General features: G+C 47.4%; 1 protein-coding gene. It reads right to left on the minus strand.

Going from position 1 to position 11,265, the window contains the following annotated elements; all coding sequences use genetic code 11:
- Window positions 1–10: 10 nt before the first annotated feature.
- Entirely contained in the window at window positions 11–11,263 is an 11,253-nt protein-coding gene (locus ACQ5DJ_RS19450) for an SDR family NAD(P)-dependent oxidoreductase (RefSeq protein WP_429843904.1), read from the minus strand.
- Between the last annotated feature and the right edge of the window lie 2 nt (window positions 11,264–11,265).

The following is an 11,265-nucleotide window of genomic DNA, read 5'->3' on the forward strand; positions in this document are numbered from 1 at the left end:
CTCCTTCGGCTTACACGTATAGAACCGGTTTGTCCTGTTCTCTTTCTGATTGAGATTTCAGGGTGGTATTGACTAGAAATTCAGTGATGTGCTTCAGCGTTGGATAGTCCATCATCACAGCAGGTGTCAGTTCAAGCTTGTACGTCTGATTGATTTTGGTAGAAAATTCGGTGAGCTTGACTGGATCGAAACCGTACTCCTTTAGTTCAATATCCATATCTATTTGTTCGCTCTCTACCTTGAGGATTTGAGAGGCGAGTTGAATGATCGTTGCTTGTACGTTATCAAACATGCTCCCGTCGGTATCTGTTTCTGATGTAAAATAGGCTGCACTCGGCATCTCTTTTACTTTTAACTTGTTTTTAATGCTTGCCATGCTGGAAGAAATTTTGGTTGAAACGACTGTAACAGATTCGCCCGTATGGATTCCTTCCATATCGAGTGGCTTGGTAGTTTTCATTAGCGCCAATTGATTCATCGGACCTGATAGCAAAGCTTCCAATGCCTCCATCCCTTCTGAAGGTTCAATCGAGCCAATGCCGATCTGTTCCATTCGTTCCTGATAGCCCTTGGACGCAACGATTCCAACACTGCCCCAGTATCCCCAGTTCATTACTTTCACCGCACATGTCCATTCCTCGGCAAGCTGATGGGCGAAAGCATCTTTAAAGGCGCAGCCTGAAGCATAATTACTTTGTCCAGGCGATTTCGTAAACGAGTTAATCGAGGAGAAAAACAGGACAAAATCCAGTGGCTCCTCGCCAAATACTTGGCTCATCCGCACACTTACCTCTACTTTTGGTACCAGTCCGGCTCGGAAGGTTGCCTCGTCCATATTCGCCAGACTTCTATCAAGGAGAACAATAGCGGAATGAATCACGCCGTTAATCTTGCCAAATCGTTTCTTGCTCTCTTCGTAAGCAGATTGCAGCGACTCGCGATCCGTAGCATCAGCTTCGATGTAGAGCGGTGCGGACCCTAGAGTAGCAAGTTGATTTATTTTGTTCTGAATCGACTCATCTTTTTTGCGGCGACCGATCCAAATGATTTGTGCTTGATAGGTGCGGATCATGTATTCGCTCCACGCGTGTCCAATACCACCCGCGCCTCCAATCACAACATAGACTCCATGCTGTTTGTAGACGGTTTGGTCGATGGAAGGAATCTGCACGGGCATCAGCTGTTGGCGATACCACGCGTGTCCACGGTATGCCCAAGCGTTTCCATGCGCATCGACAGGTAAAGCAAAAATATCACGTTGCGGCCACTCGGCATGCGCTTCCAAATCGACGAGTCTTACCTTCCAGTTCGGATATTCCTTCGCCATCGATCCAATCAATCCGTGGATGCTCGCATGCGTTGGATGAACGATATCTTTTTTGTAGATAGCCTGTGCCTGAACGGTAATGATCGTCCAGCCCAAGTCTCTCGTCTGATATCCCAACGCAAGCAAAGCCTTGATCAAGCGGAAAACTTGAATAACGCCCCGCTCCTGCCCGCTCATCAAGGACTCCTCTTTTACAGATTCCACTGGACTGTTAGGAGCCACCCATATGATATGATCGATCACACCCTGCTCTTCCAGCTTACTTGCGATACCCTCAATAGAGTCATCTGATTGAAGCGGTAAAACAGTCGCTTGAGGGTAATGACGTTGAAGGAGACTTCTGTCCCTTTCTTCGGCGCAAACGATGACTACTTGTTCACTTGTTGCTGGAATGACTTCCCCTTTTTCTACAGACACGGCGTTCCATACTGGAGTGAGCATCGTGGTTCCCATCAGCGGTGGTGTGGAAGTCACTATTTCCTGAGTCTCTCTCACCGTCGCTCCAGGCTTTTCACTTCCAATTGCAAATCCTTTCATCCTCACGCCTATTCTGCCTGCCTCATCACATAAATCGATATCGATTTTCTTGTTCTCCGATTCATCACTGGATCGAATGAGAGCATACATGACAGCAGGATGATTCTCGAAGATCTCCAGCTCTTCAAGGGTAAACGTACCATCTGGTTGGATGGAGCTGATGTTGTCAGATGATATAGACTCCGTGGTGAGATAACGAGACGACTGCAACAGAGACTCCAACAGGCTAGGATGGAGAACGAATAGTCTTGCTGTCTCCATAGCAATCGAAGGCAAGGAGAGCTTTACCAGTACTTGTCCCCGCATCCTGTATACCTGGTCAATCCCTCGAAACAGCTCGTAGCATTGTCGGGAAGTAAGCATCTCACTGCTCTCGTCTTGCATGGCATTCAGATCCAATGTTGGTGCTTCCACGAGCGAAGTGAATTCGACCATACCTTGGCTGTGTACCACAGACCTGGTATCCTCTTCTTTCGATTCGCTGTAGATTTCATAAGCAAGCGCTCCAGTTTCCTCTGGATAGATACCCAGGTGTACCTGAACCAGAGCATCGCCCACCAATAGCGGATGATCTGTAGCAACATGAGTCATTCGGATTCCAGATAAAGTCCCCTCTCGATCTCCTGCTGCCTGTTTCACTGCCGCTCGTGCCATTTCCAGATAAGCAGTGAGTGGAAAGAGGCGCTGCCCATTTCCAAGATGATCTACCAAGAACGGCTCCTGCCCTGAAAAGCTGGAACTGTATCTCAGCGCATAGAGGTCAGAAGTGTTCTTATGAAGCAATGGATGGAGGATATCACCGCTAACGGAAGAAGCTTCCGTCCTACCAGTTGCCATTGGTTTTTGAACGTCTATCCAATAACGCTCCCTGGCAAAAGGATAGGTAGGTAAACTGACGCGACGTGGCTTATCTTCGCTATATAGCTTATTCCAGTCAAAAGAGACGCCCTTGACCCAAAGATTCAGCAGTTTTGCGTATTTCCCCTTGGCAATCCATGTCTCCACTGTTTGCTTCATATCCTCATCAGCAAAAAGAGCTACGGTTTCATGATTGCTCTTCACTCGCCCACGATACAGCTCGGCAATGTTCCCTGTGCCTTCTACAAACTGCGTTAGTTTTTCCTCGAGGTCATTCACTGAACGGACGATAACAGCCAAGCGTTCTTCCAGTGCTTCCCGCCCTACTTGAAGCGTAAAAGCGACGTCAGTCAATTGGGCATCGGTGAATGATTCTTCTTTGATCGCCTTCAATATTCGATTCACTTGAGCGAACAGTCTCTCTCCGTTCTTCGCTGAGAGCACGATCATTTTTGGTTGCTGTGGCTGAAAGCTACCCTCGGGCTGTCTATCTTTTTCGAGATACTCTTCGATGACAATATGGACATTGGCTCCTCCCGCCCCAAATGAAGATAGACCAGCGATTCTCGGATACTCCTTGGTTACTCCGTTGATCTCAATGATGGGTCGTTTCCATTCAGCCAGCTGTTGCTGAACCATAAATGGCGTTTGACTGAAATCAATGTTTGGATTCATTACCTCAGCGTGCAAGGATGGTGCGATTTGACCGTACTTCATCTGAAGCAATATTTTGGTCAATCCTGCAATTCCTGCCGCGCTCTCCGTATGCCCAATGTTCGACTTGGCCGAGCCGATGGCACAGAATTGCTTGTCTTTCGTATCTTGTCCAAATGCGCGAGTCAGTCCTGCAATCTCGATTGGATCGCCCAAAGCGGTCCCTGTACCGTGCGCTTCGATATAGCTGACGGCACGAGCATCCACTCCTGCGCGCTGCAATGCTTCGTTGATTACCTGCGACTGCGCGATTGGGTTTGGAACCGTATATCCATTTGTTTTGCCGCCTGCATTGAGCATGCTTCCCTTGATTACGCCGTATATGTGGTCACCGTCGGCAATCGCCTTTTGCAGAGGCTTCAATACAATCGCTCCCACACCTTCTCCATCTACAAAGCCGTCCGCTTGATCGCCAAACGACTTGCAGCAGTCACCAGCAGAAAGCATAGTCGCTCCAGACAGTCGAATATAGTGGAACGGATCGACAATTAAATTGACCCCGCCAGCGATAGCACATTCACTTGTACCGCTATACAGGCTTTCCAAGGCTAAATGGATCGCCGTCAAAGAAGAGGAGCACGCCGTATCCACTGCTAGACTTGGTCCTTGGAAATTGAACAAGTAGGAAAGGCGATTCGCAATCGACCAGTAGCTCGTTCCTGCTGGGTAATTTCCATTCATGACACCAACAAACACACCAATTCTTCTGCTTTCTCCTAAAGTGGCAGGAGTGTAGCCCGCGTCTTCCATACTGGCGTATGCCGTTTGTAAAAATAAGCGCTCCTGAGGGTCCATCTGCTCCGCTTCGTTAGGCGAAATCTGGAAAAATAGCGGGTCAAATTTATCCATATCCTCGATGAAACCGCCCCATTTGGTGTACATGTATCCTCGTTTTCCTTTTTCTTCGCTGAAATATGTTTGCCAATTCCAACGATCCTCCGGTACTTCCGTGATACAATTCTTCCCTTCTTTCAGGCGAGACCAAAACTCCCAGACATCCTCCGCTTGCGGATAACGACCTGAAAGACCAATGATCGCCACATCCTGTCTGGACGGCGCTGCTGGTTTTTCCGCTTCCATATCAATAACTTGCAGGAAACGGCGAGACTTTGCTTTACGAAATGCCGAGCCAGCTTGCTCGCTGGTTGGCTTTGCAGAAGCTGCTGAGTTGGTTATTTGCTTTTGAACAGACTGCTGTTCATCTATTCCTACTAAAGCTAGTAATTCATCCGTTTGTGTTGTCATGAAATGCTCGACAAGCGCATCAATCGTTTGATATTCAAAAAAGAGGGTCGTGCTGATCTGATGCAATTTTTTCCGTAAGACATTCGTCATTTGCACAATCATAATCGAATCAATGCCATACTCCTCCAGGGCGGCAGAAGAGTCGATCTGGTCAAATGGAATTTTCAGTGTTTCACCGACCAATTGCTTGAAATAGGCGATGCTTTTCTCCCGAAGCATAGCCTCCGTGCTTGTTCCTCTGTCTGTAGCTGGAGGACTTGGCTGAGTAGAAGCTCGTGTCTCTATTGATTTCTGCTGTTGTTTGGACTTGCGGACAACACCGTCACTTCCAGCAATCATCAACTGTGGATAGGAGACAACTCGGTAGCCCTCATCTCTCAATACTTTCTGCCAAGCTTCCGGAGGTAGTGAAAGTTCTATTAGAAGCAGACCATTCCTTTTTAAGAGATTCTTGCAGGTACGCAGGGTTTGGCAAATTTGTGGAGCTTCGTGCAGTTTATCAGCTGTGAGAATCAGGTCGTATTCACCAATATGCATTCCTAGTTCACTTAACGCCGCTTCTGGATCAAAAACTTGGAAGCTCATAAGCTCTTGATAGGCATGTAATTTTTGTGGAATCAAGGAACTGGTAGATTCTGCACCGACCCCGATTTCGAGAATCCGCATTCGCGCAGATGGATCCTGCTTCAATCTCTCCTCGATAAAGGCAGCCGCTACATCAGCAAGCCCTTCATTTTCATGGGCAGACAGCTGTTGCATGGGTGGATAAAGTGCAGGGTGAACATCCACCCATTCTTCTACCTTCATCCCTTCAATGACAATGGGCTTCGTTATCTTCATGAAAGCAATTTGATCCATGGCTCCTGCGAGAAGTGTCTCTATGGCCTGCATAGCTTCTGGAGGCTGAATAAGGCCAATGCCAATTTCCTCCAAACGACGATAGGTTTCTACCATCTCTTGATGAGACTCTTCCACTTGCCCACTGCTCCAATATCCCCAATTGATCAGTTTCACCGCACATGGCCATGCTTGGGTCAATTGATGAGCATATGCATCCTTAAAGGTACATCCAGCCGCGTAGTTGCTTTGCTTCGGAGCTTTCGTAACTGCCATGAGCGAAGAGAAGAATAATACGAAATCCAAAGGTTCCTTCTCAAACACCGAAGCGATGTTCACACTCACATCAACCTTTGACGAAAGCACTGCTCGGAAACCTTCCTCTTGCATATTTTCCAAGCTTTCCTCAACCAAGACCATGGCAGAATGAACAACTCCGTCAATCCGTTTATACGTTTGCTTTATTTGTTCATAAGCTTGTTGCAAAGCGTTCTGCTTCGTTGCATCCGTAGCTATATAGTGTGGTGCTGGTCCAAAAGCGGCAAGTCTATCCATTTTCGCTTGAATCTCTTCATTTTTTTGACGACGACCCATCCATATGATCTGGGCTTGATAGGTACGAATCATATATTCGGTCCATGCTTCGCCAATGCCACCAGCACCGCCAATCACCAAATATATGCCACCTTGCTTCAACCGTGTCTGATCGATCGGAGGATGATCGACGGCAAGCAACTGCTGGCGATACCATTCACCCTGACGATAAACCCACGGACGACCCTGACGATCTCTTGGCAGCCTCAACATATCATCCAACGGCCATTCAGATTCGGCCTCTACATCCATGAGTCGAATCTTCCAGTTTGGATATTCCTTCGCCATCGAACCAATTAACCCGTGAATACTAGCGTGGCAAGGATTCACAACATCTGTATTCCGAATGGGCTGGGATTGAACCGTGATGACGCTCCACCCCAACTCCTTACTTCCGTATCCCAAACGAAGCAAGGCTTTGATCGTTCGGAAACATAGAATCACTCCCTGATCTTGCCCCGCGATTAATCGATGATCCGCCAAGGAATCTATCGCATCAAAAGGAGCGATCCACACCATATGATCAAGGGAACCAAGTTCTTCTAGTCGGTGTACGATTTCCTCAATCGTATTCTCAGCCGTAATGGACAACACTTTTGCTCGTGGATAGTATTGTTGAATCGCGCTGCTATTCGCTTCATTTCCACCCACAATGACAACCTGCTCATCAGCAGTAGGGAAAAGCTGCCCCTTCTCAACGGGAGTCACATCCCACACAGCGGACAGCATGAGATTCCCCACCGGAGGCTCCAGTGCGGCTACGGAAGAAGCTATGCTCGAAGAAACATGGCTCGCTGGTTTCCCGTCCTCCAGCACTCGCATGGAATATCCCTTCATTTGTACACAAATGGTTCCTTGGTCATCGCACAAATCAATATCCAGCTTCTGTACCTTGTCATCTGCGCTGCTGTTGGCACTGTAACGAACGTACGCCCACATCGAGGAAGTGCACTTGTTGTGAATTTCAACTTCCTCCATAGCAAAAGGCAAGGAGGGCTTTCGAATGGAATGACCATCCGTTGATGGGGTATCTTCCCCACCCATCATGAGCCCGATAGATGCCTGCAAGGCAGAATCCATTAAGCTTGGGTGCAAGACAAAAGGGTTCTCCATCTCGGAGACGAAGGCTGGCAAGGATAGCTTGGCTAATACTTTGCCCTCCCCTACATACAAGGTGTCAATTCCTTGATGTGCCGAACCATAATCCATACCTATTGAATGAAAAATGCTGTAGCATTGTTCGGATGAAAACTCACGTTGACCGCATTTTGCTTGTAAGGATGGCAGATTCAAGACCTGTTTCTCAGCAACAGAATGAAGCATGGCGCTGCCCTGACTGTGTACGACGGGTTCTGCATCCAAAGCCTCTGACTCGCTATAGATTTCAAAACGAATTTCACCATTCTCTTCGGGAACAAGACCGATATGTATCTGTGCGGGTTGGTCCCCCACAACAATTGGCCGTGTCCAAACCACGTTTTTAAGTTGAATCTTGGCTGGTTCTTCTGTCAAGGCAGCCGTTGCTTGCTCTGCTGCTGCTCTCGCCATCTCCAGATAGGCAACTCCCGGCAAGATTCTCTGATTCTTCACAACATGATCTGTTAGGAAAAACTCCTGACCTGTAAAAGTGGAGCTAAACCTCTGTTCAGAAAAATCAGAGGTATTCCGATGCAACAGTGGATGAATCGCCGTTTCGCTCGTGAATGGAGCTGCTGTCTTGACGCTTACAGATTTATTTTTGCTCTCTGGAATCCAATAACGATTCTTCGCAAATGGGTACGTCGGCAAGGGAACACGTCTAGGTTTGTTATTCAGATAAAGCAGTTCCCAATCCACTTCATAACCTGTCACCCATAATTCAGCCATTTTTCTGATGTCGCCTTCTGCTACCCAGCTTTGGAATCCAAATGACTCGTTGTTAGGCTTCAAGCTCCCTTCCCAACAAGTATCGATCGTATTCTCGCCTCTCGAATAAGCTTCCAATTTTCCGATCAGCTCAGGTATATCCTCGACGACAAAGGCTACTCGTTCTTTCATCCCTTCTCGTCCAACTTGCAAGGTATACGCCACATTTTCGAGATTGATTTGCGCTGCTGGATCAGCAAAAGACTGAACTTCACCCTCTATATCGTCTCGATGGTTATCCATGAGAGAAGCGATGACGGAAGCAATGGAGCTGCTTTGATCGAACTCCTTGATATCAAGCTGAATATGCAGCTCCTCTTGCAGTTTTTGCTTTAGCTGTGTGATATGAACGAGGTCTACTCCGTATTCATGCCACTCTTGATCCAATTCAATGCTGTTTTCTCCCACGTGAATAATACTGGATAAAATCTTGCGGAGCTTTTGCTCCAGCATTACTTGCAGCTGTTTTCGCTTCTCTTCCTCACTTGGTTGAGGGTGATTGTCTATAGATGCCCCTTTTAGAAACGCCGCTACTTTTTGCACATAGGCTTGCAATCGTTCCTTATTCTTGGCAGATAGCGGAATCATCACTGGGTGATTATTATGACCAATGGCTTGCGTTTTCGGCTTTGTTTTAGCTGGGATGTATTCTTCCAAAATAATATGGGCATTGGACCCCGAAGCTCCAAACGAGCTTACCCCTGCTCGTCTCGGAACGGTGACTTCTTGACCGTTTTTCATGCTCACCGATTTCCATTCTTCTGTCCGTTGCTGTACATAAAAAGGAGATTGCGCAAAATCAATAAACGGATTCACTTCCTTGGCATGTAAGGAAGCAACGAGCGTTTTATGGTGGAGCTGAAGAACAGCTTTTTGCAGACCGCTGATACCCGCAGCAGATTCTGCATGCCCGATATTCGATTTCACCGAGCCAATAGCGCAAAACTGCTGATCCTCTGTATAGTGACGGAACGCTTTCACCAATCCTTGAATTTCAATTGGATCGCCTAAAGAAGTTCCGGTCCCATGCGCCTCCACATAATGAATCGTTCGCGCGTCCACCCCGCTCTTTTCCAGGCATGCTGTAATCACTTCTGCCTGTGCAACAGGGCTTGGCACGGAAGGCCCGCTCACCGATCCGACGTGGTTCACACTGCTTCCTTTTACCACGGCATAAATATGATCTCCATCCTCAATCGCTTTGCGCAATGGCTTTAACACGACGGTACCTACGCCTTCTCCAGAAACATACCCATCGCCATCCTTGCCAAAGGTATGACAATAGCCATCACTAGCGTGCATATCCATCATGCCATAGGACAAGTATTTTCCAGGATGCAAGGATAAATTGACGCCACCCGCCAATGCTACCTCACATTCTCCTCGCTTGATGCTCTCCAGCGCCAAATGAACAGCCGTCAGCGAGGAGGAGCATACGGTGTCAATCGCCATGCTCGGACCATGAAAATTGCAGAAATAGGAAACGCGATTAGCAATCGGTGCATAGTTCAAGGATAATGGGAACATTTCTCCCCGAGACATCGCTTCCGCTCCGATTAGGGAATAATCCTTGTGCATCACGCCAACAAAGACACCAACCTGCCGCCTGTTACTGCTCCCCTGAGGCGGAACAATCGTCTTCGGCGTATAACCCGCATCTTCCATCGCTTCCCAGCACGTTTCCAAAAACAAACGCTCTTGGGGGTCCATCGTTTCTGCTTCCCGCGGCGATATTCTGAAAAATGGAGAATCAAAGCAATCAGGGTCTTCAATAAACCCTCCCCATTTGGACATCTGCTTTCCAGAAGGGGATTTGAGTTCTCCAAACTTCTGCCAATCCCAGCGAGATTTCGGGACTTCTTTGATGCAGTCTTTGCCCTCTTTTAAATTCATCCAGAACTCTTGGAGATTTCTTGCCTCTGGATAGCGTCCTGCCATCCCGATGATCGCCATTTCTTCATTGGCATTCGCTGATTGATTCTCAGAAGGTGCTGATGAATCTACGGCCCTTGCAGGTTGCGGCAACTCTTGACTACCTTCCTGATTCATCAAATCAAGCCCGCTGAATACGGAAGCATGATTCTCGGCAAGATAGGCGGCCAATTCAGCGATATTCGTATATTCAAACAATAAAGTAGGAGCCAACGGCGCTCCTACTTTCGCTTCGACAGCCTTCACCACTTCCAACAAGCCTGGTGAGTTAAGCCCCATTTCATAGTAACCAATCTGGGTATCAATCAACGTAGCTGGAACTTGTAATCGATCTGCCAGCAGTTGTTGCAAGAAAGTTTGTGCTTTACTCACAAAGACAGATGGCGACTCATTCGATTCATGAAGGGGTTCTTTCGAGAGAGATACCGTTTGCTTCGGTGGTTGAATATCCGCTCGAAGCAGAGGTACTTCTTTTTTATTGGGATTGATCAGACCAGGATCACGAACTAGCTTGCCCGCAAAATTTTGCAAATGCGCAATTTTTTTGCCCGAACGATCAAAGAACTCCATCGTCATATACATCAGTTCATTTTTTCGCTGGATGGACGAAGTTTGTACTCTGGCATAGCAATGTTGTTGTAATAGAGCTGTGGCCCGAAAAGATTCATAAAAAAGCGGCAAAAATAGTCGTTGTTCTTCTTGGATTATCGAAGTGAACAATACCATCGAGCCGATAGCGGACCCATCGATCAATGTCGGGTGAAACATGAACCCTTCCGCACTGGGAAGGGCATGTTTACCGAGTGAAATATCCATCACTGCCGCTGAATCAGTTTCGTAAATCGTTCCTTCTGCCTTCATAAAACCTGTATGCACCAATTCCTGACGACGGCATTGCTCATACACGTCATGCAGATTGATCTTTTTGTTTACGGCTTGCTTTAGTATGGGAAGATCCAGTGTTTCATCGAACTGCGCAGAAGCCATTTGATGCATGTCAGCAGTGACATACAGCTTTTTCTCCGAATCTAAAATGCCGTTGCGCTGTATCTGACCCTCCATCCGAATCTGCCACTGTCCTGCTTTGCCTTGCGTGCACCAAATGCTCAGCATGACATCATAATCTTGTCCCACGATGATCGGATGATAGATCGTTAGATTACGAAGCTCAAGCTCGCTGTAATCATGACCATTTTCTCGAAACATTTGATACAACAGATCAATATGGGCTAATCCGGGCAACAGTTCCTGACCGTGCGCTTTATGGTTTTTGAGGATTGGATGGTTGACCGTTATGAGAAACTGATCATGCACTT

It is taken from the genome of Brevibacillus sp. FIR094 (assembly GCF_050477165.1).
Classification (GTDB): Bacteria; Bacillota; Bacilli; order Brevibacillales; family Brevibacillaceae; genus Brevibacillus.